A 23,374-nucleotide genomic window follows, 5' to 3' on the forward strand; every position below is an offset into this window, starting at 1 on the left:
GAGCAGGCAGTCTGGATAAGGGTAGGCTCTTTTTTTTCATCTTAATTAGAAGTTAAATGTGAATCCAAAAGATAGCCCTTATCCGCTGCTTTTTAAAACCAGCTACCGAAGGTTTAGTGCAACCACACCTAAACTTTAGCTACGCCACAGTTTAGCAAAGTCCGTTGCAAGTACGACAAGGTAAAAACTACCTACCATGCTCATCCACATTCGACAGGAGAATCCCACTGACTACCACGCTGTATTTGTATTAATAGAGCAGGCTTTCCGTGATTCAAAATGAGCGACCACATGGAGCAGTTTCGGGTGGAACGCCTTCGCAAATCAGATTCTTTTATACCTGAGCTTTCGCTGGTGGCGGTGGAGGGAGAGAAAGTAGTTGGCCACATCTTGCTGACGAAGCTTGAAATCAAAAACAAACAACAGCTGTTTGAGTCACTCTCGTTGGCGCCAGTGGCGGTACTGCCTGCCTACCAGCACCAAGGTATAGGCGCCATGCTGATTGAACAGGCGCACGAAGTCGCCAAAAGCTTAGGCTATACCTCAGTTATTCTGGTAGGCCACGAAAACTACTATCCCCGTTTCGGCTACAAGCGAGCATCCACTTTCGGCATCACCTTTCCTTTCGAGGGTCCTGATGCAAACGCTATGGCTGTGGAACTTCTCGAAAATGGTCTGGCAGGTATAAGCGGAGAAGTAAAATACCCAAAAGAGTTCTTTTAAAGCACCTACACCAGATATTTGTTAAAGCATTGCTGCTCAGCAGCAAGAAACCGCTCACCAATCCATTGTTGCGAAATTTGCCATGGCGCTTGCAACCTATGTTACAAAAATTGAATCTTCCAGATAACAGCTATACCTGAACAGGGACCAACTAGCTAAAACCATCAGGAGATTCACACAATGCCAGAAAACAAACTGACCCGACTGCTTATCATTTTTTTCTTGCTGCTCACAACTAGCATCACTTTTGGACAAGGCTTTCAGATAAGCGGTACCGTTCAGAGCGCCACACAGCAGGAGGCTATACCTTACGTCAACATCGGCATCAAAAAGAAGGACATCGGCACGGCAACAAGGCCGGACGGCAGCTTCAAAATCAACCTGAAAGAAGAAAACCGGCAGGACACGCTCACTTTCTCGGCCATTGGGTACAACGAGCTTTCGCTGCCAGTTTCTTCTATCCTTTCTAACCACAGCACCCGCTTCGAGCTCACCGAAAAAACCACCGCACTGCGCGAAGTTGTTATCAGCAGCAAAACGCCTAAGATCAAAAAAATCGGTACTACTTCGCGCAATCCATTTCTCTATGGTTCTGCTGAAACTGTTCACTCAGAGGACATCTCGGAACTAGGCAAGTTTATCAACCTCAACAACAAAACTTCCGAAATTCTGTCTGCCACGGTATACCTGCGCAGCATCAAACTCGATTCCGCTACCTTCCGCATTAATCTGTATAAGAACACAGCAGGTATGCCGGGTGAGCGATTGGTCGAGAAGAGCATCATCAGGCGGCTGCCGCTTACGCAGGGCTGGGTCACGGTTCCGCTTGAGCAGTATGGCCTGGTGGTAGACGAGGATTTCTTTTTAGGTATAGAGTACCTGCCCGATTACAGCAAGCACGAGAAATACATTTTCACTTACGGCGCTGCGCTCGGTGGCAGCTTCTACTCCCGAAAAGCCAGCCTGGGCGACTGGGAAAAAGGTGTAGGTGGCCGGTTGGCGGCTTATGTCACGGTGAGGCAATAACGGTTCCGGCTATACCTGCGCACTATGAAAAGAAACCTGGTTCTCTCCGCTGCTACTTTGCTGTTGTTACTCCTGTCTAGCACAGCAACACTGGGGCAGCACAGTCGGCCTATAGCTAAACAGGTGATTCAGTTCTCAGGTATGGTGTATGCAAGCGATAGCGTCACGGCTCTGGAAGGCGTGGCTATGTATGTACCGGGCACCACAAGAGGCACATACACACGCAAAAGCGGTTATTTTTCGATGCCGGTGGTGGCCGGCGATACGGTGGTATTAGGTGCACTTGGTTACGAGAAGCTATACCTGACTATACCTGCGAAGACTAGCGAAAACCAACTGACGCTAAAAATTGTGCTCGAAAGAAAAGAAAACAAGCTACCCACTGTGGATGTGATGCCCTGGGCAACGGAGTATGATCTGAGGCAAGCCGTTCTGCGCACCAAACTCCCTGAAGACCCTAAAGATCAACTCCCCGTTATACCTCCGCCCTTCGTTTACAAATCGATTACAGAAATGCCCGCCATGAATGCGGATGCCAATTTCAGGTATGGACAGAAAATTCAGCAGGATCAGCGGGAAGCGCGGTTTAAAGTACCGGATATCCTGAAGGTTTTCTCTATTCCGATCAGGTATTATTAGTGCTGCCGCTAGCAGGTCTTAAAACAAGAAACTCTCCCATGGCAGGAGAGTTTTCGCTGTTGTCAGATAATGACAAATGAATTTGAAAGCTTGTCAGGTATAGCCTAGGCTTCTTGTTTTTCGAGATTGAACAGTGCGCTCAATCCTTCCAGCAGGGCCTCCGACTCACCACGCTGGCAGGCTGCTTTTAGCTCCAGGGCAGGCAGTTTTACGATCTTGTTAAGGATGTTTTTCGTGATGGCTTCCACAAGTTCTTTCTGGTCCTCGCCCAGTTTCTTGGTATAGCGGGCCAGTTCCTGCTGACGAATTTCCTCCAGGCGGCTTTTGAACTGCTGCAGGGCCGGCGACATAGCCATTTCACGGGTCCAGGTACTGAACTCCGCCATCGCTTCTGTTATAATATCCTTTACCTGAGGAATGGCAGCTATACGTATAGCCAGTGCTTCGGTGGCTCGGTTACGAATATTGTCTACGTTGTATACCCTGGTGTTTGGCAGGGCTTCGATTGCGGCGTCGATGCTGCGCGGCATAGAAAGGTCTACAAAGAACTGGGGTGCATTTTCACCTAACTGTGCTACATCAGCCTTTCCGATAAAGAAGCAGTCGCCTGGCACAGACGAGATCACCACATCCGCATTCGCCATTTCTTCCCAAACATTCTCCCAGTAAATAGCGCGGGCATTGGTTTTCTGGGCCAGCTCAAGCGCCTTATGATGGGTGCGGTTGGCGATGGTCACGTTGCTGATTTTGGACTTGCCGAAGTTGTCGCACACATTGGCGCCGATCTCCCCTACCCCGATCATGAGTACACGCGGGTCAACCATACCTCTGGTCAGTTCCTCTACCAACTCTACTGTAGCGTAGGATACCGAAGCAGCACCGTCAAAAAAGGCAGTCTGGTTGAATACCTGCTTGTTGGTATAGAAGACAGTATGCATCAGCCTGTGCAGAAAAGGACCGGCCATATCGGCATCGGCTGCCCACTGGTAGGCTTTCTTCACCTGATTCAATATCTGCATATCGCCCACCACCTGCGACTCCAGCCCCAGTGACACATAAAATAAGTGCTGCACTGCCTGCTGGTGATCAGTGATGTGCTGGAAATAAGTCGAAATCTCTTTTGTCGCAATAAAGCCTTTCTCAATCGCAATCAGTTTGATGATTTCGCGGGAAAGATCTTGTGCAGCGGCATAGTATACCTCTGTACGGTTACAGGTAGAAAGCACCATCACATCCTGCGCACTGGTAAACTCGCGTATCTTATCGAGCAGATTACGACAGCCGATCTCGTTCAGCGATACGGCTTCACGAATGGCGATAGGTGCTTGCTTGTAAGATAATGTAAGGGCTTTAAACTGGTTTTGCATGTCTTTCTCTCAGATATAATGCAAATTTCTTAAAACCTGGGTTCGGAAAGTATGACTTTCGTCACTTTCAGGCAGGAGAAATGTCAATGTTTCCACTAATTCCGCATCCGCTCCAGTTTCTGCGCATTCAGAATCGTGATTTTACTGCCGCGGGTATCGATCAGGTGCTCGTCTTTAAAATCAGCCAGGGTGCGGATAACCGTCTCTTTGGAGGCTCCCACAATACTGGCCAGATCCTCGCGCGTGATCGATACTTCTGACTTGTAGTTCGGGTCTTCTTTGTATTGCCTTTCCACGAACAGCAGTGCCTCTGCTACACGCTTGCGAACCGAGTTGTAGGCCAGTTTCAGCAGACGCTCTTCCCGGTCGGCCAGGTTATCGGACAGGATCTTGATGAACTTGCCTGCTACGTCGCGGTTCTGGTAGAGCAAGGTATAGAAGTCCTCGCGGGGAATGATGTATACCTCGGAGTCCTCCAGCGCCATCGCCGACTCGCGGTAAGCCTTTTCTTCCAGCAGATCGAGGTAGCCGATAAAGTCACCGTCTTTGTAGAGGCAGGTAATGTACTCCCGGCCTTCTTCGTTCGATTTGTAGGTCTTGATCTTACCCTTGTTCAGGAAATACAGGTTGCTAGGATAATTTCCTTCCGAGAACAAATGCTGTTTTTTGCGGAACACCGTCACACGGCGGTTTTCAGAGATCAGTTTGTTGAGCTCCTCATACCCTTTTGCCTCCTGTATAAAGTTGTCAAGGCCTTGCACGTTGCGCTGAAACTCAGCCTTCATGATCTCATTTTTCTTCAGGCGCATCTCCACCACATCCAACAACTCCACATCATCGAAGGGCTTTGTCAGGTAATCGTCTGCGCCCAGGTTCATGCCTTTGCGGAAGTCTTCTTTCTCTGATTTGGCTGTCAGAAATACGAAGGGAATACTCGCCGTTTCAGGGTATTTGCTGAGCATGTGCAGCACGCCATAGCCATCGAGCTGGGGCATCATGATATCGCAGATGATCAGGTCCGGGTGTTCTTTTTTGGCCAGGTCAACGCCCAGTCTGCCGTTAGGTGCCTCAATTACCTGGTAGTTGGCCAGCGACAGGATCTCGGCGGTGTTCTCCCGTATCTCCTGATTATCTTCAATCAGTAATATCTTTTTCATATCTGTGCGGTATATGGCAAAGTGATGGTGAAGGTGGTGCCGTGGCCCAGTTGGCTTTCATAGCGCAGCTCGCCACCCATTATTTCTACATATTTTTTAACGATGTTCAGCCCCAGACCCGTTCCCTGTATATTGGTGACGTTCTGCGCTCTGAAGAAAGGCGTAAACAAGTGTGTTTTGTCTTCGTCAGGTATACCGATCCCCTCGTCCCGAACTTCCAGCATCACGACATCCCCTAGTATAGAGGTCATAAACCAGATCGTACTGTCCTCTCCTGAGTATTTGCTGCCATTGGAGAGCAGGTTGATCATGACGTTGCGCATGAGCTGCTTGTCCAGGTATACCGTCTGCTGCGTGCCTTCGTGCCGGTAGTCAATGCGCTGCCCCTCCTTCAGGAAGCCCTGCATTTCGTCGACCACTTCTGCCGAGAAACCCTGCAGATCAAAGGTACTTGGCACATTGTTGATTTTCCCCTCCTCCATCCTGCTGATCGACAGGAAGTCGTTCAGGATATTGGTCAGGTTATGCACCGCCGATTTGATCCGGCCCACGTGCTTCAGGCGCTTTTCATCGTCTTCGGCAGTTTTATATTTTGTGATAAGCGATGCGGAGGAAAGGACTGTGCTGAGCGGTGTGCGAAACTCGTGCGAGGCAATGGTCACGAAGCGCGACTTGAGTTCGTGCAGTTCCTTCTCCTTTTGCAGGGCCTTGTATATTTCAGTCTGCGCCTTTTTTAGCGTCCGGTTCGCCTTTTCCAAGTTTTGTATAGCTGCGGCCAGTTCCTGTGTACGCTCCTCAACACGCTGCTCCAGTTCGGTGTTCAGCTTCTGAATCTCGGCCAGACTCTTGGCGTGCTCAATGCTATACCTGATCGAGCGCTCCAGATCGTAAGGATTGAAAGTACCCTTCACCAGGTAATCCTGCGCTCCGACCCGCATGGCTTTCTCGTCGGTTTCACGGTCGCTTTGCCCTGTCAGCAGAATAAATGGAGCCGCTATACCTTCGTTTACCGCCTGCTCAATCAATTCCAGCCCATCATGCGCCCCCAGCCTGAAATCGACCAGGTATACATGGTGCCGCTGCTCCCGGATAATGTCTATTGCCTTGCTAAAGGAGGGCGCCCACTCGAGCACATAGTTGCGCCCGGGTATATCGTCCATAATATCCCGCGCAATGATGAAATCATCCTCATCATCATCCACCAGCAAAACACGTATTCTGTCAAGCATATTTTGAGTTTGGGAGTTTGGAGTTTTGTCGCGGGTGCAGAGTATTGAGTTAAGTACTTAATTATTCAGATTTCTCCCGTTGGTCGAAATGACAAAATAGGTATAACTCAGCACTCGCGACTCAGAACTCAAACCTACGGTTTGGGCAGTTCTACAATTTCAAACCAGTACTTGCTCAGGGTGCGCATCACGTCCACGAGCGAGCTGAAAGTGACTGGCTTGGTGATGAAAGAGCTTACGCCCAGATCGTAAGTGCGCAGAATGTCCTCTTCGGCCTTGGAGGTCGTAAGTACCACCACGGGCAGTACGCGCAGGTGTTCATCGGCTTTTATTTCCTTCAGCGCCTCGCGACCGTCTTTTTTCGGCATGTTCAGGTCAAGCAGAATAAGGCCGGGTGTCTGGTATTTCTCCTTATCGGTGAACCTGCCGCGATTGTGCAGGTAGTCCATCAGCTCTTCGCCGTTTTCTACAAACTGTATCGCATTGCTCAGTCGGTTTTCGTCCAGCGCTTCTTTTATGAGCATGCGGTCTTCAGCGTCGTCGTCGGCTATCAGTATCACAATAGATCTGTTTGATTTCATAGATAATTATTCCTGCAGGTGAGTTTTTGCTAAAGTAACAATAAAATGCGTACCCTCCCCCGGTTTACTTCTGGCTGTAATATCGCCCCCATGCCGGATCGCGATTTTACGGCAAATGGCCAGTCCTATACCGGAGCCTTCGTACTTCTGCCCCTCCAGTCGCTGAAAGATGTTGAAGATCCGGTCCAGGTACTTCTCCTCGAAGCCGATCCCGTTGTCTTCCACATGCAGTTCCACCAGCTCGTCGCCCGGCGTGGAGGTCATGTGGGCTTTAAGCTGTACTTCTTTGGCGTATACCTTTACCACGGGGGCAACATCGTCTCTGCGGAACTTGATGGCATTGCTGATCAGGTTCTGCAACAACTGGCGCAACTGAGTAGGCTCCGCCTGTATGACAGGTAGTTCCCCCACCTCCACTTTGGCATGGGTGTTTTCGATGGCAATTTCCAGGTCCGATATCACGTCGCGAACAATCTGGTTCAGGTCTGTGTCTACGAACGGCTTGGATTTGGCAGTAACTCTGGAAAAGGTGAGCAGGTCGTTGATCAGGTTCTGCATCCGAACGGCCGCGTTGAGCATGCGGTCCACGTAGTCCTTGCCCTGCTCGCTCAGGTTCTCGTACTCTTTTAGCTTGAGGCGGTCGCCGAAGGCTTGGATCTTGCGCAGGGGCTCCTGCAGGTCGTGCGATGACACGTAGGCAAAATCCTGCAGCTCGCGGTTGCTTCGCTCGAGTTCGGCGGCATAACGGCGCAGGCGCTCTTCGGTTATTTTCTGGCGGGTGATGTCGTGTATGAATCCGGTGTATACCTTGCGGTCGGCCAGCTTCACTTCGCTGATGCTCAGGAATAGCGGGAAAATGGTACCGTCTTTTTTGAGGCCAGTTACCTCGCGACCTATACCTATAATGCGCTTCTCGCCGGTCTCGTGGTAGTGGTGCATGTAGTTATCATGCAGGCTCTTATCAGGCTCTGGCATGAGCATGTTGATCTTCCGCCCAATCACCTCCGATTCGCCATAACCGAACAGCTTGCAGGCGGAGGGATTGATCATCTCGATGACACCGCGCATGTCGATGGTGATGATACCATCCACAGCGGTCTGGATGATGGAGTTGATCCGGCTTTCGCTTTCGCGCAGCGCGACCTCCGTTTTTTTAAGATCAGTGATGTCGTGGATAATGCCCGTAAAGATCTGCTTGTCGTGCAGGTTCACCTCACTGATGCTGAGCAGGAACGGAAACACGGTGCCGTTTTTCTTTTTGCCCAGCACTTCGCGCCCTTTGCCGATGATCTGCCCTACCCCCGTGCGGTGGTAGTTGTCGAGGTACTTATCGTGCAGGCTATGGTCAGGCTCCGGCATGAGCATGCGCACATTGTTTCCGATGATCTCTTCCGGCTGGTAGCCGAAAATATGCGCAGCCGCCGGGTTTACAGTCTCCACCATGCCTCTACGGTCGATGGTGATGATGCCATCGATAGCTGTTTCGATGATGGCTTTCAGTCGAGACGCATTGTCTAAAAGCTGATTAGATGAATTTTCGTACTCTTCCAAGTGTGTTTATTTTCCTAAATATAAGCAGTACGACCCTATTCTCAAAAAAGAGCACGTATACCTGTTTCAGGAATATCCACTAAAACCTTGTTATCCTGGCTACTTTGCTTGTCAGGAAGTGTTTCCGTAATGAAATGTCCGCCAATACTTTCCCGCCTGGCCAGGGCAGCTTTGGTTATCAGTTCGGCAACAGTAAGCAGATTTTGCAGTTCTTGAACTTCCTGCTGTATACCTGTCAGGTCGGCTATACCTTTCACCTTCCGCTGCAAGTCTTCGATCTGAGCCTGGCAGTGCAACAGCCCTTTTACGGAGCGTACAATACCGGCCTGCTCCCAGAGCAGTTTCTGCAGATCTGCCCGTCTACGCGTTAGCTCTGCCTGCATACCTAGCCACATCGTACCTACACTGTCTATGCCTGAGTCCAGGTCAGGCATAATCTCCAGCTGGTCAGAAGTTGAACGCGCGATTTGATCTGCCGCACGCTGCGCAAATACCACTCCTTCCAGCAGCGAGTTACTGGCCAGCCGGTTTGCCCCATGTACGCCCGTGCAGGCCACTTCTCCTATCGCATAAAGCCGGTCAATGGACGTCAGCCCACTCAGATCTGTTTTCACGCCACCGCACTGGTAATGCGCCGCAGGAACAATAGGTATAAGCTCCTTTTCGACATCAATGCCAATAGTGGTACACTTATGATAAATATAAGGAAAGTTTTCGCGAACCTTACCGGCTGGTAAATGGCGCACGTCCAGGTATAGACAGGGACTTTGGTGGCGCTGCATTTCGGTGAGTACAGCACGGGCTACAATGTCGCGGGGAGCCAAAGAACCCAGCGGATGGTACAGGTGCATGAAGCGGCTACCGTCCGGCAAAACCAGCTCTGCTCCCGCCCCCCGCAGCGCCTCGCTGATCAGGAAAACTTCGCCGTTGGGTTGGTATAAAGCTGTCGGGTGAAACTGGAAGAACTCCATGTGCTGAATGTCGGCTCCAGCACGGGCAGCCATGGCCAGTCCGTCGCCGGTCGCTATACCTGGGTTGGTGGTATATTGGTATACCTGACCGGAGCCGCCGGTGGCCAGCACCACCGCTTGTGCAGGTATAGACAGTACCTCCTGTGTGTGCAGATCCAGCACCTGTACGCCATAGCAAAACGTACCTGTACTGCTGGTATCCGTGAGTAGTTCTATACCCATCTGATGTTCCTGCACGGAGATGTTGGGGTGACGCCGCACAGCATCTCCCAGCGCTTGCTGCACGCTGCGCCCCGTATGGTCTTTTACATGCACGATGCGGTGATGGCTGTGGCCACCTTCCAGCCCTAGGGCCATATCGCCTGATGCTGCCTTGTCGAAACCTACAGCTATACCTTGCAGCCAGCGGATAGCAGCCGGCGCCTCTTGCACCATATAACGCACAGCTACTTCGTCGCAGAGTCCGGCGCCCGCCTCCAGTGTGTCCTGTACATGCTGCTCGAAAGAGTCGGTTGGGTCGAGGACGGCGGCTATACCTCCCTGCGCGTAGGCAGTGTTGGTTTCGGAAAAGTCTGCTTTGCAGAGCACCAGTACGCGGCCATGGGTAGCGGCCTGCAGGGAAAACGTGAGCCCCGCAACGCCACTGCCCAACACCACGAAATCAAAATCCGGCGCCTTCATTTTCAATTAGGTAAATTTCAACATGCGCTCAATCGGCAGCAAAGCCTTCTGACGAATGTCCAGGTCCAGATCCACAGTATACATGCGCTCCGCCTCGGTGCCGATGGCCCGCAATGCCTGCAGCGTACGCTGTATCGTAATCTGTTTCATGTGCGGACATTTAATGCAGGGCACGATGAATTCCTTCTCCGGATACATACCACGCAGGGTCGCACCCAGGTCGCACTCCGAACCCAATATGAACTGCCGTGACTTGCTCTCGCCTACAAAACGGAGAATGTCAGAGGTGCTGCCAACTACTCCACCGGTACCGGTCAGGGCGTCGGCTACGGTGTCATCCGGCACTTCCCAGTGTACGAGCACCTGCGCCTCGGGGTACATCAGTTTGAGCCCGTTGATTCGCTGCGGTGTGAACTGTTCGTGCACCTCGCACTTGCCTTCCCACAGAATCAATTCCTTGCCGGTCTCAGCTTTGATGCGGGTCTGCAGGTTGCGGCCCATGAACAGGTCTGGCAGGAAAATCAGGCGGTCGGAATCAAAGGAGCGGGCGATGTCCATTGCGTTACGGGAGGTGCAGCAGATGTCGGCTTCGGCTTTGGTCTCGGCGTAGGTGTTGATGTAGGCCACCACCGGCACGCCCGGGTATTGTGCTTTGAGCTTACGCACATCGGCACCTGTTATACTTTCGGCCAGGGAACAGCCTGCCTCAAAACTCGGCAACAAAACCTGCTTGGCCGGGTTCAGGATCTTGGCGGTTTCTGCCATGAACTTCACACCACAGAAAATGATACTGTCGGCTTCCACGCTCTTAGCGGCAACGCTTAGCCCGAGCGAGTCGCCCACAAAGTCGGCTATACCTCCGTCGTTGTGGTGCACCTGCAACTCAGGCGACATATAGAAGTGTGACAAGATTACCGCGTTCTTCTCGCGCTTCAGTTCTCTGATTTCTTCTACCACCTCCTGCAGGGCGGCAATCTCTTCGGTTTGGGCAAAAGGATGCATGGCTCTGAATTTTTCAGAGAAGGCACCCTGTGTCAGGGTCGCTGTCATTGTATGTTTCAGGGTTGTTTAAGCGATGCCGCGGGCTTGGCCGTTCAGCACTTCTTCGGGTTGGTTTTTAATGAAATATTTGCCGGTTTTCACATCGTCCACTAAGCTCTGTATCGTTTTCTCGCGGAACACCTGCAACAGGTGGTTGCGGTATACCTTGATTTCATCGTGCAGGGGACAAGGGTGTGTGTCGGAGCACTGTTTCATGCCCATGCCACATTTTCTAAAGGCTTCGAGTCCGTCTATAATGTTTATGACTTCCAATAAACTTATTTCGCTGGCGGGCCGGTGCAGAAAGAAACCGCCATGCGGGCCTTTGATGGAGGCGATGACGCCTTTGCGCACCATGTCCTGCAGGATCTTGCCTATAAAATGGGTGGGCAGTTCCAGTTCGTTGGCTATCTCTTTTATGCCCACGCGCTTGCCTTCTTCATCAGCCATCGCAATGTATACGATGGATCGCAGGGCATATTCTGTTGTTTTCGAAAGCATAACCTTATCTTAAATCGGAACGCAAATCTATCAGGTATTTCCTAATTGTCGCATGCCTTCCTCACTTATCATATCCGGCGTCCACGGCGGAAGCCATACCAGTTCTACTTCAATATCCAGGTTCGGGAAGCGCTTGTCCAGCATTTGCCTGGCCGCTGTCGTGATGGTGCCACTCATGGGGCAGCCCGGCGTGGTAAGCGTCAACTCTACATGCAGCTTCTCCTCCTCTTCTTTCAGGGTCACTTTATATACCAGCCCCAGGTCGACAATGTTGATACCCACCTCAGGGTCGATGATGTACTTGAGCGCTTCATACGCTTCGTTGACGAGCTCCTGTTCCTGCGTTTTCATATCCAAATGGTTTTAAATCTTTCACCTTGTGCAGCAGCACTTTAAACACGTTGCCGGCATACAGCACCGCAGCAATACTCAGGACCACCGCCCCCACTAAAATAACAGTTTGCTCGGCCATCAACACACCCGCCAGTAAACCCACCAGCCCGACAATGTAGGCGATATTTTGCCAGCGCAGCAATGTTACACTATACATGTCCTTCGGCATGGGTGTTTTGAAACGGCCTACATAATCTTCGTAACTGTGCATCCAGACGATGAAGGGAAGCGTTTTAAAAGTCTGCCCCAGTATCAGCGCCGACACAAAGCCGAAGAAGATCGAGAGTCCATACACCAGGTATAGCGCCGACAGCAGGCGTTGCGGCAGTCCGAATTGCAACGTCACTATAAACACGAGCACGATGGGCAGGATCAGCAGCGTCAGTGCTACAAATGTCTGTTTCATACCTAAGTCTAGGTCGGGCCGTTTGCCAAGGCATTTGGCCTGGTACAGGAAGTAAAGGAAGCAGGCTATACCTGCTACAACCATAAGCGCATAGAGCGCATAGAAACCGGTGTGTAGAAACAGGTGATCCAACGCAAAAAGCACCAGTCCGCCATTAATCAGATAATAGCTCCAGTTCAGGCTGCGGGTATCTTCGGGGTGCGCCAGCAGGAACATCGGGATCAATTTAGAGCCTACGCCTATGATCAGGAGCAGGAACCAGCCCGCCATACCTATATGCGCGTGCAGTTGCAGATAATGCACATGGTCCTGTGGCAGAAAAGGATATTGAAAGTTGAAAACCATCAGCACGCCCACCAGCCCAGTCGCCACCAGCCAAACCACTGAAGTCACCATAAAATCGGCTTCTATTCCCCATTTTTTCACTTGTCGGGCCGTTTGCACTACGTTATAAGCAAAGAGCGAGAACGATATGAGCAGCAAACAAGCCGCTATGTGCATGATGGTGCCCACCCAGAAATTCCAGAAGGAAATGGTGAGCAGTATCGTACCAGTCGATAGCAAGGCAAAGGCCCAGGATCCTAGCTTCTCACTGTACAGCCGCACATCCAGCACTACCGGCAGCAGCTGATAAACCGATCCGAAGATGATCATGGTTGCCCAGCCCAGCGCCGCCACGTGTGTGAGGGTGAGTAGTTTCGGGTGGAAATAATGCCCGCCAAAAGCATCGGTTGAAAAGACCAGCAGCAGGCACAGCACCACAAACGACACCGCCGCGAAAGCGTAGTGCGGCAGCACAAGCCATTTGGAGGGTGAATTAGATACAGTTGCAGCGCTCATGCGTATGGTTGTTTATTGCTGATTTTTAGTTGTGTCACTTTTTTCATTGTCATCTCGAATGCAATGAGAGATCTGAAAACATTAATTACTGTTCACAATATCCAGATTTCTCCCGGTGATCAAAATGACAACAATCACTTAAATTGACAGCATTGGTGCAGAATAGTGCCTACCTGTATATCAACAAATATACCTCATTCGGCCCTACCTCTTTTATACTCACCTTAAATCCCCGCTCTGTCAATTGTGGCAGCAGGAACTGCGGAACTTTACGGTGATGCACATACAGCGCCTCGTCCTTAGGCAGCGTTTCCAGCGCACCAAGTATAGATACCATCGGTTGTGGCATTTCCATCTGGCGCACGTCTATTTGTTGCAGCTTGCCGCTATACCTGGCCAACAGTTCATCGAAGTTTTCCTCGATAACAGTTGAATTTACTTTTACCTCTTCCCCAGCGCTTTGTTTCTTAAAGTATGTCTTCACCAGGTTAGGCCCCAGTGTTTCGGTATAGTACTCGAAGCCTTTGGGGCGGATGATAGCGATCAGCGGAATTGGCTCGAAGGTGTTGACTATGCAAAGCACCTGTTCGGGGTTCAGCTTGTTCACCGCATCCATGATCTGCAGAAAAGGGTCGTCTCCTTTGGCGATGGTGTCGCGCACATCCAGCACAACGGTATCTTCCTGCTTCAGATTCGCCATAAAAGCGGGTCTTTCCAAAACATCGTTTTCCATAGGTATAGCCCTCTTGCTGTGGGTTGGTTTTGATGCTACGCTGAAGCCCAGCGGTTCCAGCTTTTCATAGAAATCCTCCACCCGGCACTTGCCAATGCGGGCGGCATCGGCGATGGTCACACGCGAAGCCAGCACCTTGCGCAGCACGGGGTTCCGCAGCTTTTCAAAGTGCTTGTTGATCGACACGATGGCCTCTATCGCCGCAGGGTTCTCCCGCAGTATAGTTGAGATTCGGGTGGTAGCAGACAGTTCCATGATTAACTTACCTTTTTATTTTCCCAGAAAGCAGGCAAAAACTCGTCCAACGGCTCCTGCAGGTCATGCTCCAGCAACCGGCCCACATCAGCCAGTTCCTCCGGATCGGCCACCGTCTGCAGGTAGGGGAACAGCTCGCGTTCTTCCCAACGGATGTGGTCTGTCAGGTCCTGTTGCAGCGTTACAATAAGAGAGGTATTCAGATTCTTTTGCTTATTGATCAGGCCGATGATGGCTTCGATTAGCTGATGCTCTTCATGTATTCTGATAGAGTTCACATCATCTTTGGGCAAAAGTCTTTTCACGATCACTTCCTCCTCCTGGCAGTGTGCTTTCAGAATGTTTTTCCAGAAATAATCGGTGTACTGGCGCATCAGCTCAAACGAAGTGCCGTTGGCCATACCTTGCTTCAGTTTCCAGCAGAACAGCAGTCCGAAGTGGTGTTCGCGTGAGAGCGGCACCAGGCTTTTGTCTCGTTTCAGTGGTTTGGTTGCAGTTGTCATAGTTGTGGTGTTTTACCTCCCCCCAACCCCCTCCTAGAAAAGGAGGGGGAGTTGAGAAGGTTGTTAATGTTTGTCTTTCTGCCCTCGCTCGCGTCCCGCGAGTGTGAGTTATCTGGCGGACTCTGGCCGCTTTGTTTGTACCTGTCGGCACAAGTGGCGAGACACCACTGGATTGCTCACACTCGCCAGAGGCGAGCGAGGGCGTATAGCGTTCCGTAAGCTCCCTCCCTTCTCTTTAAGAGAGGGCCGTGGGGTTACTTCAGCACTTCTTTCTCTAGCTCCAGCGCTTTCGGGAACAGCACGTTGTTCTCGAGGTGGATGTGGCGGTGCAGGTCGTTCTCAAATTCTTCTAGTTTTGAGAACATTACTCTATACGTGGCGCAGGCATCGGCTGGCAAAGTAAAGTCATCTGTCAACTTGCGGATAGCTTCCATTTCGCCACCGGCTGACTCGTGCTCCATCTCCATCATGTTGATTGGGTTTTGAAGGCTGCCGAAGGCCGGGCGGTCCAGCTTCACGCCATTTTTCTTGGCTTCTTCCATCTGCTTGATGAACGGGAACAGCACGCGCTCCTCTTTCGGCATGTGGGATTCCAGTTCGTTGGCAACGTTTACAAAGTGCTTCGCTACCTCAATCACCTCGGGGTGACGGCCACCGTGCACGCGCGCCACTTTGGTGGTGTATTCGTACAGCGCAGGTATAGCCTCGCGCACATAGCTATGGTGCATGTTCACGATGTAGTCGCCCAGGAAGCCCAGGTCCCATTTGTCGTATTCGTTTCCGCGTGATGTTTCGGCAGTTTTCTCTGGCATGGCGTTGAGTTCGTACTCCAGTTGCTCCTGGCTGATACCTTTTTCTTCGCAAGCCTGCTTCAGTGATTTTTTACCGTTGCAGCAGAAGTCGATGCCATATTTTTTGAATACCTGCGCCTTGCGGTAGTCTTTGGCTACGAGTTCGCCTACTGTCTCTCCCTCTTCAGGAGTCAGTTTCGAGATTTTCACTTCCCATATTTCCGGTCCCTGCAACAGGTATTCCCACTTAAAGATATTGCCGCGCTCACCCAGCAACTGGTAGTACAGTGGCTTCGGGTCGTGGTCGTTGTGAATCACAAAAGCTTCGCCGCCATTCAGTTTATCAAACCACTGGAAAATGGTCGGGTGCTTCATGCGTGGTTCCAGTACAGTTACGTCTAATTTGTCTATGGTTTCCATGGTGTTTTTTTGTTGAATTGTTCTGTTATAAATGATTGCCGATGTAAAGGTATATACGGGTACAACAAAATAAAAGATAAAAAGGTCTTTTTTTCTTAAATATTTTTCTGATATATTTATCAAACCATTTATAACAGCTTCAGACGAAAGTTAAACAACTGATAATCATACCTTTAACCCAACAACCATTTTATGAAAAAAGAGCAAGCAAAAAGCGGCGGCCTACCTGTCCATCGCTTTTTTACCCGGCAGGGTGAGAGCCCCTATACCTTGTACGACTATGAAAAAAGGTCCTCTACGATCCGCGACCCTTCCGGCGGCATCGTGGCTGAAATAAAAGACGTGGAGGTGCCCGCGAATTGGTCGCAAATTGCGACAGACATACTTGCTCAGAAGTACCTGCGCAAAGCGGGTGTTCCGCAGCCGGATGGCAGCACGGGAGCAGAAAAATCGGTGAAGCAGGTGGTGCACCGTCTGGCCGACTGCTGGCGAAGCTGGGGCGAAGGGAATGGCTATTTCAAAAGCAAGGAAGACGCGCAGGCTTTTTACGACGAACTGGTGTATATGCTCCTCGGGCAGTATGCCGCCCCCAACTCACCGCAGTGGTTTAATACGGGCCTCTTCAACTCTTATAAGTTAACCGGCAAGGCACAGGGACACTATTATGTAGACCCCAAAACCGGGAAATTAAAAGAGTCGACTTCGGCCTACGAGCGTCCGCAACCGCATGCCTGTTTTATTCTGGCCGTGGATGATGACCTGGTGAACAAAGGCGGTATCATGGACCTGTGGGTGCAGGAAGCCCGCATCTTTAAGTATGGCTCCGGGGTGGGTACGAACTTCTCCAGCATCCGGGGCAAAGACGAAGCGCTGGGCGGTGGCGGCAGCTCCTCTGGCCTGATGTCGTTCCTGAAGATTGGCGACCGTGCGGCGGGAGCGATTAAGTCCGGTGGCACGACGCGACGTGCGGCCAAAATGGTATGTCTTGACCTCGACCACCCTGAGATTGTGGAATTCATCAACTGGAAAAAAGAAGAAGAGAAAAAAGTGGCGGCCCTGATTGCTGCGGGCTACTCCTCGGACTACAACGGCGAAGCTTACCAGACCGTGTCGGGCCAGAACTCGAACAACTCGGTGCGTGTGCCGAATTCCTTCTTTAAGGCCTTAAAAAACGACGAACCGTGGCACCTCCGCGCCCGCTCTACTAGTAAGGTCATGCAATCTATACCTGCCCGTGCGCTGTGGGACCAGATAGCTGACGCCGCCTGGTCATGCGCCGACCCGGGACTGCAGTTCGACACTACTATTAATGAGTGGCATACCTGTCCCGATGAAGGACCAATCCGCGCCTCCAACCCCTGCTCGGAGTACATGTTCCTCGACAACACGGCCTGCAACCTCGCCTCGCTTAACCTGATTCGCTTTTTCGATGAAGATACGCAGACATTTGATGTAGCCGCTTACCGCCATGCCTGCCGTCTCTGGACCATGGTGCTGGAGATTTCGGTGTTGATGGCGCAGTTTCCGTCCGAAGAAGTGGCCCAACGCTCTTACGACTACCGCACCATCGGGCTCGGGTATGCCAACCTCGGCGCTTTGCTGATGGTGCAGGGCCTGGCCTACGACAGCGACGAAGCCCGCACCGTAGCCGCAGCGCTTACCGCCATCATGACGGGTACCTCCTATGCGACTTCTGCCGAGATGGCCGCCGAACTGGGGGCTTTTCCGAAGTATAAACCCAACGCAGAAGCCATGCTGCGCGTCATCCGCAACCACCGGGCGGCCGCGCACAACACCCCCGGAGCCTACGACGGTTTGGCTATACCTGCCCAGCCGCTCGACCCTGCCCTTTGCCCCGACTACCTGCACCAAGCCGCCTGCGCTGCCTGGGACGAAGCCCTGGAACTGGGCCAGAAGCACGGCTTCCGCAACGCACAGGCCACGGTCATCGCCCCGACGGGCACCATCGGTTTGTTGATGGACTGCGACACGACGGGCGTGGAGCCTGACTTTGCGCTGGTAAAGTATAAGAAACTGGCGGGTGGCGGTTATTTCAAAATCATCAACCAGTCTATACCTGCCGCGCTGCGCAAGCTGGGCTATACCGAAGCCAAAATGCAGGCCATTGTGAACTATGCCAAAGGTCACGCTACTTTCAAGGGGGCTCCGCACATCAATGAGACTTCACTGGCAGCTGCCGGCTTCACGCCAGAAGAAATTCAGCAACTGGAAGCGGGCCTGTTAACGGCCTACGATGTAGCCTCGCTGTTTAGTGTGTATAATCTGGGAGAGGCTACAATGCAGCGGCTGGGATTTGTGCCCGAGCTTTACAACCTGCCGGATTTCAACCTGTTGCGCGCGCTGGGCTATACCTACCAACAGATAGAAGAAGCCAGCGACTACATCTGCGGCACCATGACCACTGAAGGCGCGCCATACCTGCACGAAGAGCACTACCCGGTGTTTGACTGCGCCAACCGCTGCGGACACAAGGGCAAGCGCTTCATCAAGCCCGAAGGCCACATCCAGATGATGGCCGCCGTGCAGCCGTTCATTTCAGGGGCCATCTCCAAGACCATCAACCTGCCCAACGAAACCACCCGCGAAGAAGTGGCCCGTTGCTACCACCTGTCCTGGGAACTGGGGCTGAAGGCCTGTTCGATTTACCGCGACGGCAGCAAGCTTTCGCAGCCGCTCTCGTCGAGTAGTACAAAGGCTGAGACCGACGAAACGCCAGACACGAAGGCTTCGCAGGCCGACAACAGCATCAGCGCCGAGCAGGTGTTGCAGGCGGCCAAAGCCATTCTGGAAGACGCCGCCAACGAGCCGTTCCGCAAGCAACTAGCCCACATGGTGGAGCGCCGCAAACTGCCGGACAAACGCACCGGTTTCACCCAGAAAGCCAAGATTGACGGCCATACCGTGTACATACGCACGGGAGAGTACCCGAACGGCGAGCTGGGCGAAGTGTTCATCGACATGTACAAAGAAGGCGCTTCGTTCCGCTCCATCCTCAACTGTTTCGCCATAGCGGTGTCGCTGGGGCTGCAGTATGGCGTGCCGCTGGAAGAGTTCGTGAACCGCTTCACGTTCACCCGCTTCGAGCCGGCGGGCCGCGTGGAGCACCCCAACATCAAGTCCGCCACCTCGGTCTTCGACTACCTCTTCCGCCTCCTCGGCTACGAGTACCTGAAGCGCGAAGACCTCGTGCATGTGCCGAGTGAGAGGAATCCGGAACCGGCCACGCCAGTCGCCCCGGCTATACCTGCCGTGACAAAGCCAGCGGCCCAGCCCGAGCCGGCCACCGACGTGAAAGCCAATGGCTATACCTTGGTGACTCAGAGCCGCACCGTGCTGATGGAACAGACCCAGCAGGTGCTGGCCAACATGATGGGCGACGCCCCCATCTGCAACGTCTGCGGCCACATCACCATCCGCTCCGGCACCTGCTACAAATGCCTGAACTGTGGGAATAGTTTGGGGTGTAGTTGATTGAATTGAGTGGAAATGAAACAGGAGCGTCTGGGTATAGGCGCTCCTGTTTTTTTGTCTAATGTTTCAAATTGGCTATTATAGAAAAAGAGCTATATTAGCTTTTTCTAATGCAGAAGGTGTGCATTACGAAGAGTAATAACAGGTAATTAATCCAGAAAAAAGACACCTCTGCATTTATGGTGAATAAACGTCATAATGACCTTTACACAAATAATTAGGCAAGATTTATAATATGAATGAAATTCTTAATAATCCTTGGGTAACAGGGATTGGCGGAGGTATAATAAGCTCCTTAATTGTATTTTTCGTCACAAAGTATGCTTTTAATAGAAAAGAGAAAAAAGAATACAATCAAAAGATTGAAACAGCTAATAATGAAATACTCTACTCTATAAGACCTTTGATAATTGAAAAGAAGATACCATCAAATGAAATATTTCAAGCGGTGAGGCTATCAACTTCAAAAAAGTATGGAGTAAGTCCGGATGACCTTTTTAGTGAATATTCTATTTCTAATGACCTTATACGTGAAATTATGAATAATTCATTTTTAAGTTCGGAACAAAAAATTGAGTTGAGCGAGCTTTTGAATACGATGAAAACCCCAAGAGCATTAGATAACAAAGTTTCAAATGTAGAGGTGGTATATGTAAAGGAAAAAGACGGATTATCATCTAAGTATAATAGCATTTTGCTAGCAATGGTTTCATTTGCTACCGTGATAACAATGACTCTCTTTGTTTCAGATAAGGGACTACATATTGAAAGCGAAGGTTTGTTGAAGGAAAATTTTTCGATATTTCTTGTTGCCACTTTAATTCCAATAATGGCAATTACAATGTTGTTTACATTAAGAATGATACGAGAGAAAGAAAGAATCAGAGAACTAAGCAGAAAGGATAAAAAAGAAGAAAATAAGAATAACGAAGAATAAAAAACTTTGCCCAGAATTGTATCAATGGTATCACGGGCTGATGCTTAAACGAGGCAGTTAGGGAATAGTTAAACAATACATAAATTTTAAATATGACACCACACACTCCTCCAAGCTTTGGCGCTACAGCTTATAACTGTCCTTTATGCGGGGCTTATGCTAATCAGAACTGGTACACTGCAGCATTATATCGTGGCAGTTTTCAAGGAACGATAAACAGCTACCAGTTCGCTCACTGCCAGCATTGTAAAGGATATAAGGTATGGATAAATGAAAAATTAATATATCCCTTTAGTGGTATAGCACCTTTACCAAACCCAGATATGCCTGATGATGTAAAACAAGATTATGAAGAAGCAAGAAACATACTTACTCTATCACCTCGTGGAGCTTCTGCTTTATTAAGACTAGCAATACAGCGGCTTTGTAAACATTTAGGTGAAAGTGGAGAAAATATTAATAAGGATATATCTGAACTTGTAAAAAAGGGTTTACCGCAAAAATTACAACAGGCACTGGATAGTGTTAGAGTGGTAGGAAATAATGCAGTTCATCCTGGTCAAATCGATTTAAAAGATGACATTGAGATTGCACATAAACTATTTGTATTTATTAACATTATATGTGATAATCAAATAACTCAACCTAAAACTATTGACGAATTCTATACAACTAGAATCCCTGAAAATTTAAGAAATGCAATAGATAAAAGAGATGGTAAATAACTTACCCCTAGTCACACTTAAATGCTAGCTTCGCTACGTTTAAACCTATTCAATCAGTGAAAACAAAAAACAAAATACAGAAAGGCGATTTATTAGAAATAACATTGCGTATAGTACAAGAATCCCTAAAGGATAGTGCGCAGACTGAAATATACAATAACCATAAAATCAAAAATTCTTCAGGGCGAAATAGAGAATTTGATATTGTCATTACGACAATTGTGAATGGGTTTGAATTGATAGTTGCTATTGAATGTAAAGACTATAAGAACCCTGTTTCTGTAGAAAAAATAGAAGCGTTTTATAGTAAATGCTTAAGAGTCCCAACTATTAATAAGAAAATATTTGTTGCAAGTAATGGCTATCAAGTTGATGCTATAAATGCAGCTAGAGATTTCGGTATTGAGTGCTATGATATAGAGAATATCGAACCAGATACGATTAAAACTTGGCTTGCTGTTTCAATGGTCAAACCAATTGCTAGGTATGTACAGATAAAACAATCTATCTTCTGGTCAAACCCGCCTATAACTGATTTAATTATAAATTTAGAATCATTTATATACCACGATGACGATATTAAAGGATCAACTATTCAGGAGTTTATAGTTAGTTTAGCAAAACAGTACGAAATTTTTCCAGACAAATTATACGTAAAAAAGGTAGGAGAAACTATTGATAAAACTTCAACTTTTAGTTTTGAAGCTGATTCAATCACTGGTCTTTATTTCCTAGATGCGAATAATGAACGATATTACATATATAAAATACATGCTGTTATTGACCTAATTGAGAAGGAAGTTTCGTCAAATATTAAAGTAGAAAGAATAAAATCAGGAGATAAAGAAATGTCTACAATTATTACTTATGATACTGAAGGTGAAGAAACTATAAAACTTGTTGTAAAAGGTAGTGATCCAGATAGTTTTGATCCATTTATTGTAAATAAAAAAACTGGTGAGATTACTGATTATGGTTACACTTTTGCAATAAGAAAAAAGGATTAGAAGGCACTTATTTAAACTAAATGCATGGCTTATCTTATTTGTCGTTAAACCTGCAACATATTGCGCAGCATAGTTACATCCTGATCCCATCAATCCTGTAAATCCCAATTCAGCCAATCCTCCCCACCCCACTCACTTTAAACCCCCGCTGCCCGAGAAAGAACAGCCCCATCCCCACCGGCATGGGCACACTCGCCCAGAACATCAGCCAGTTGAAACTCGGCAAAGCCGTCAGCCCGAGCCAGAGCAGAGTGCCCTGCCCGAACAGCATTAATTCCGTGGCAAAGAAGCCAGCCAGAAAAAGCGTCAGCCCGATACCGCCATACCTGCCGAGCCGGTAGAGGCCTTTCTGCAACAGGAAAGCCAGTACAAAGAGCGACACAAAACCGAGTAGCGATAGGTGCAGGTAGCCGATGATGAAGTAACGGAGTTTATAGGCCAGGTCCGCCATATACGGGAAGGCAGAAGCGGTTTGCAAAGCCAGTTTCAGCACGAAAAAGAACAGCGCCATACCTACCAAAACACGTACCCAGGGCTTGAGCAGAAGCACTGCCTCCCCCCATACCTGCCGCAGCACTTTTATCAGGTATAGCAAGCCCGCCAGTTGCATCGCCACCGACAAATACCCGATAGCGTATACCCAGTCCCCCGGTTGGGTCCACAGCACGGAGAGCGCATAGGCCGGCAGACAAGCCAAAGCCAGGAGCCAGAAGGCCCGCATGACCCAGCTGCGGTTGAAGTATACCTGGTGGTGCTCCAGAAACCAGAACAAAAGTCCGAGCACCGCAAAGGTAAACCAACCGTTGTACTGAAAATGCAGGTAGAAATAGATGGCCGAGTAGTAGAGTTCACCACCAATGGTGCCCTTCGCCATAATTGGCCCCATGGCCCACGGACCGATAGATGATACCACCATAAACAGCAAAGCCGCCCCGATGTATTTCAGGGAAGTGGCGTGTGTGCCGGTGTCGACGTTAAGTTGCACATGCTGCCAGTAGCTGCGGGCAAACCAGTAGCTGAGCAAAATGTGCATCGTCGAGAAGATGATGGAGAACAGCGCATAGCCCTGCACCGGAAAAGTGAACAGCATGCCCAGCACCGATACCTGCGTCAGGAAAAACTGCCGACGGAATGACTTACGCGCTGCAGCGGTAGCCACTGGAAAAATGTAAAGCAAGCCAGCAAAAAAGGCGCAGTAAAGCCAGCCCAGCAAAGCCACATGCGAGTGCGCATGCAGGAAATATTTAAAGTTGACGCTCTCCACAGGCGACACCATCAGCCAGCGCAAAAAAAGCCCCAGCACTGCCACCAACGCAAAATACCCCAGCGCGATGCGTGCCCGCACCAGGGTATCCTGTCCTATTCGTGGTAACTGCTGTGGCTTTTGACTGACTCCGGTCATCGT

General features: G+C 49.9%; 21 protein-coding genes. 7 read left to right on the plus strand and 14 right to left on the minus strand.

All coding sequences use genetic code 11. The features are described 5' to 3' along the window. The first annotated feature begins 279 nt into the window (after positions 1–279). From AC4QZR_RS12810 to AC4QZR_RS12820, 3 genes are all read left to right on the plus strand, one after another. Complete coding sequence (locus AC4QZR_RS12810; protein ID WP_494481268.1) at positions 280–723, plus strand: GNAT family N-acetyltransferase; 444 nt, start codon at positions 280–282, stop codon at positions 721–723. A 180-nt stretch (positions 724–903) separates the two neighbouring features. Continuing rightward, positions 904–1,749, plus strand: coding sequence for a carboxypeptidase-like regulatory domain-containing protein (locus AC4QZR_RS12815; protein ID WP_494481269.1), 846 nt, complete (start codon positions 904–906; stop codon positions 1,747–1,749). 24 nt (positions 1,750–1,773) lie between these two features. Continuing rightward, the gene (locus tag AC4QZR_RS12820) at positions 1,774–2,388 is read left to right on the plus strand and encodes a carboxypeptidase-like regulatory domain-containing protein (protein WP_494481270.1); all 615 of its coding nucleotides are present in this window, start codon (positions 1,774–1,776) and stop codon (positions 2,386–2,388) included. Between the two features lie 104 nt (positions 2,389–2,492). On the opposite strand, the gene hemA is transcribed toward AC4QZR_RS12820, so the two are convergent. The 13 genes from hemA to ric all read right to left on the minus strand — a co-directional run bounded on the left by hemA (position 2,493) and on the right by ric (position 15,808). After that, positions 2,493–3,755: a glutamyl-tRNA reductase gene (hemA, locus tag AC4QZR_RS12825; RefSeq protein WP_494481271.1), complete on the minus strand. Its 1,263-nt coding sequence runs from the start codon at positions 3,753–3,755 to the stop codon at positions 2,493–2,495. Positions 3,756–3,850: 95 nt separating this feature from the next. Further along, a complete protein-coding gene (locus AC4QZR_RS12830) occupies positions 3,851–4,912 on the minus strand; it encodes a response regulator (protein ID WP_253406334.1) in 1,062 nt (353 codons plus the stop codon). Continuing rightward, on the minus strand, positions 4,909–6,141 hold the full coding sequence (locus AC4QZR_RS12835; RefSeq protein WP_494481272.1) for a hybrid sensor histidine kinase/response regulator: 1,233 nt from the start codon (positions 6,139–6,141) through the stop codon (positions 4,909–4,911). The genes AC4QZR_RS12830 and AC4QZR_RS12835 overlap by 4 nt, the downstream gene beginning before the upstream one ends. A 134-nt stretch (positions 6,142–6,275) precedes the next feature. Next, a complete protein-coding gene (locus AC4QZR_RS12840) occupies positions 6,276–6,722 on the minus strand; it encodes a response regulator (protein ID WP_253406332.1) in 447 nt (148 codons plus the stop codon). Positions 6,723–6,728: 6 nt separating this feature from the next. After that, entirely contained in the window at positions 6,729–8,273 is a 1,545-nt protein-coding gene (locus AC4QZR_RS12845; protein WP_494481273.1) for a sensor histidine kinase, read from the minus strand. 41 nt (positions 8,274–8,314) lie between these two features. Further along, a complete protein-coding gene (nadB, locus tag AC4QZR_RS12850; RefSeq protein WP_494481274.1) occupies positions 8,315–9,925 on the minus strand; it encodes an L-aspartate oxidase in 1,611 nt (536 codons plus the stop codon). A gap of 6 nt (positions 9,926–9,931) precedes the next feature. Beyond that, the gene (gene nadA, locus AC4QZR_RS12855) at positions 9,932–10,975 is read right to left on the minus strand and encodes a quinolinate synthase NadA (protein WP_494481275.1); all 1,044 of its coding nucleotides are present in this window, start codon (positions 10,973–10,975) and stop codon (positions 9,932–9,934) included. 18 nt (positions 10,976–10,993) lie between these two features. Further along, positions 10,994–11,467 carry an RrF2 family transcriptional regulator gene (locus AC4QZR_RS12860; protein WP_253406328.1) on the minus strand — a complete coding sequence of 158 codons (474 nt, stop codon included), beginning with the start codon at positions 11,465–11,467 and terminating at the stop codon, positions 10,994–10,996. A 30-nt stretch (positions 11,468–11,497) separates the two neighbouring features. Next, positions 11,498–11,818 (minus strand): metal-sulfur cluster assembly factor, encoded by a 321-nt coding sequence (locus tag AC4QZR_RS12865; protein ID WP_494481276.1) that lies wholly within the window; start codon positions 11,816–11,818, stop codon positions 11,498–11,500. Further along, on the minus strand, positions 11,778–13,106 hold the full coding sequence (locus AC4QZR_RS12870; protein WP_494481277.1) for a hypothetical protein: 1,329 nt from the start codon (positions 13,104–13,106) through the stop codon (positions 11,778–11,780). Before AC4QZR_RS12870 ends, AC4QZR_RS12865 begins: the two co-directional genes overlap by 41 nt. 169 nt (positions 13,107–13,275) lie before the next feature. Continuing rightward, positions 13,276–14,094: a DUF2249 domain-containing protein gene (locus AC4QZR_RS12875; protein ID WP_494481278.1), complete on the minus strand. Its 819-nt coding sequence runs from the start codon at positions 14,092–14,094 to the stop codon at positions 13,276–13,278. A gap of 2 nt (positions 14,095–14,096) precedes the next feature. Continuing rightward, the gene (locus AC4QZR_RS12880) at positions 14,097–14,597 is read right to left on the minus strand and encodes a hemerythrin domain-containing protein (protein ID WP_220624814.1); all 501 of its coding nucleotides are present in this window, start codon (positions 14,595–14,597) and stop codon (positions 14,097–14,099) included. A gap of 254 nt (positions 14,598–14,851) precedes the next feature. Continuing rightward, positions 14,852–15,808 carry an iron-sulfur cluster repair di-iron protein gene (gene ric / locus AC4QZR_RS12885; RefSeq protein ID WP_494481279.1) on the minus strand — a complete coding sequence of 319 codons (957 nt, stop codon included), beginning with the start codon at positions 15,806–15,808 and terminating at the stop codon, positions 14,852–14,854. 192 nt (positions 15,809–16,000) lie between these two features. Between ric and AC4QZR_RS12890 the strand changes: the two genes are divergently transcribed. The 4 genes from AC4QZR_RS12890 (at position 16,001) to AC4QZR_RS12905 (ending at position 21,969) form a co-directional block, all read left to right on the plus strand. Next, complete coding sequence (locus tag AC4QZR_RS12890; protein ID WP_494481280.1) at positions 16,001–19,300, plus strand: vitamin B12-dependent ribonucleotide reductase; 3,300 nt, start codon at positions 16,001–16,003, stop codon at positions 19,298–19,300. 235 nt (positions 19,301–19,535) lie between these two features. Then, the gene (locus AC4QZR_RS12895; protein ID WP_494481281.1) at positions 19,536–20,237 is read left to right on the plus strand and encodes a hypothetical protein; all 702 of its coding nucleotides are present in this window, start codon (positions 19,536–19,538) and stop codon (positions 20,235–20,237) included. 92 nt (positions 20,238–20,329) lie between these two features. Beyond that, positions 20,330–20,962, plus strand: coding sequence for a DUF4145 domain-containing protein (locus tag AC4QZR_RS12900; RefSeq protein WP_494481282.1), 633 nt, complete (start codon positions 20,330–20,332; stop codon positions 20,960–20,962). Between the two features lie 56 nt (positions 20,963–21,018). Then, positions 21,019–21,969, plus strand: coding sequence for a restriction endonuclease (locus tag AC4QZR_RS12905; RefSeq protein ID WP_494481283.1), 951 nt, complete (start codon positions 21,019–21,021; stop codon positions 21,967–21,969). Positions 21,970–22,078: 109 nt separating this feature from the next. On the opposite strand, the gene AC4QZR_RS12910 is transcribed toward AC4QZR_RS12905, so the two are convergent. Further along, positions 22,079–23,371, minus strand: coding sequence for a hypothetical protein (locus AC4QZR_RS12910; protein ID WP_494481284.1), 1,293 nt, complete (start codon positions 23,369–23,371; stop codon positions 22,079–22,081). Positions 23,372–23,374 lie beyond the last annotated feature (3 nt).

Source organism: Pontibacter sp. YIM B11418, assembly GCF_059278805.1.

What these genes read in the sequence shown, in the direction of transcription:
- AC4QZR_RS12810 (WP_494481268.1), top strand. Translation starts at nt 280, where the DNA reads ATGAGCGACCACATGGAGCAGTTTCGGGTGGAACGCCTTCGCAAATCA.
- AC4QZR_RS12815 (WP_494481269.1), top strand. Translation starts at nt 904, where the DNA reads ATGCCAGAAAACAAACTGACCCGACTGCTTATCATTTTTTTCTTGCTG.
- AC4QZR_RS12820 (WP_494481270.1), top strand. Translation starts at nt 1,774, where the DNA reads ATGAAAAGAAACCTGGTTCTCTCCGCTGCTACTTTGCTGTTGTTACTC.
- hemA (WP_494481271.1), bottom strand. Translation starts at nt 3,755, where the DNA reads ATGCAAAACCAGTTTAAAGCCCTTACATTATCTTACAAGCAAGCACCT.
- AC4QZR_RS12830 (WP_253406334.1), bottom strand. Translation starts at nt 4,912, where the DNA reads ATGAAAAAGATATTACTGATTGAAGATAATCAGGAGATACGGGAGAAC.
- AC4QZR_RS12835 (WP_494481272.1), bottom strand. Translation starts at nt 6,141, where the DNA reads ATGCTTGACAGAATACGTGTTTTGCTGGTGGATGATGATGAGGATGAT.
- AC4QZR_RS12840 (WP_253406332.1), bottom strand. Translation starts at nt 6,722, where the DNA reads ATGAAATCAAACAGATCTATTGTGATACTGATAGCCGACGACGACGCT.
- nadB (WP_494481274.1), bottom strand. Translation starts at nt 9,925, where the DNA reads ATGAAGGCGCCGGATTTTGATTTCGTGGTGTTGGGCAGTGGCGTTGCG.
- nadA (WP_494481275.1), bottom strand. Translation starts at nt 10,975, where the DNA reads ATGACAGCGACCCTGACACAGGGTGCCTTCTCTGAAAAATTCAGAGCC.
- AC4QZR_RS12860 (WP_253406328.1), bottom strand. Translation starts at nt 11,467, where the DNA reads ATGCTTTCGAAAACAACAGAATATGCCCTGCGATCCATCGTATACATT.
- AC4QZR_RS12865 (WP_494481276.1), bottom strand. Translation starts at nt 11,818, where the DNA reads ATGAAAACGCAGGAACAGGAGCTCGTCAACGAAGCGTATGAAGCGCTC.
- AC4QZR_RS12870 (WP_494481277.1), bottom strand. Translation starts at nt 13,106, where the DNA reads ATGAGCGCTGCAACTGTATCTAATTCACCCTCCAAATGGCTTGTGCTG.
- AC4QZR_RS12875 (WP_494481278.1), bottom strand. Translation starts at nt 14,094, where the DNA reads ATGGAACTGTCTGCTACCACCCGAATCTCAACTATACTGCGGGAGAAC.
- AC4QZR_RS12880 (WP_220624814.1), bottom strand. Translation starts at nt 14,597, where the DNA reads ATGACAACTGCAACCAAACCACTGAAACGAGACAAAAGCCTGGTGCCG.
- ric (WP_494481279.1), bottom strand. Translation starts at nt 15,808, where the DNA reads ATGGAAACCATAGACAAATTAGACGTAACTGTACTGGAACCACGCATG.
- AC4QZR_RS12890 (WP_494481280.1), top strand. Translation starts at nt 16,001, where the DNA reads ATGAAAAAAGAGCAAGCAAAAAGCGGCGGCCTACCTGTCCATCGCTTT.
- AC4QZR_RS12895 (WP_494481281.1), top strand. Translation starts at nt 19,536, where the DNA reads ATGAATGAAATTCTTAATAATCCTTGGGTAACAGGGATTGGCGGAGGT.
- AC4QZR_RS12900 (WP_494481282.1), top strand. Translation starts at nt 20,330, where the DNA reads ATGACACCACACACTCCTCCAAGCTTTGGCGCTACAGCTTATAACTGT.
- AC4QZR_RS12910 (WP_494481284.1), bottom strand. Translation starts at nt 23,371, where the DNA reads ATGACCGGAGTCAGTCAAAAGCCACAGCAGTTACCACGAATAGGACAG.